A 420-nucleotide genomic window follows, 5' to 3' on the forward strand; every position below is an offset into this window, starting at 1 on the left:
CGCGCGAGCAGGCCCAAGACCACGATCAGGCACCGGCCGGGCACGCGTCCGTCCAGCCGGAGGGCGGCTCAGAGGCAGTCGCCGCCCAAGGCGGCCCGCACACCGGCGACCCGGCCGCCGAGCGCGAGTGGGTCGCGGCCGGGCCCCGTCCAGCGGGTCGCGATCCGGCACCCCCGGGTCAACAGGGGGCTGGAGGTCGGGCTTCAGTATCAGGACAAGTACGCCACCAACATCAGCAACGGCATCGGCATGATCCCGAAGTACGGGGACTGGATGAGCGACGTCGGCCGAGGCGGGGCGTTCGTCATCGGGTTCATTCGAGGGTTCCTCAAGAAGCCCTTCGAGTGACCCGGGCCGGTCCGCCGGTGGCCCTCGGTCACCGGCGGACCGACCGAAGCGCAGCCGTGCACCGGACGACAT

The 420-nt window shown here is 71.7% G+C and carries 1 protein-coding gene; it reads left to right on the plus strand.

Going from position 1 to position 420, the window contains the following annotated elements; genetic code table 11:
• On the plus strand, positions 1-348 hold a 348-nt coding region (locus ABD844_RS43255; protein ID WP_344892377.1), incomplete at its 5' end, for a hypothetical protein.
• Between the last annotated feature and the right edge of the window lie 72 nt (positions 349-420).

Origin of the sequence: Nonomuraea antimicrobica (assembly GCF_039536965.1) — a bacterium.
GTDB lineage: Bacteria > Actinomycetota > Actinomycetes > Streptosporangiales > Streptosporangiaceae > Nonomuraea > Nonomuraea antimicrobica.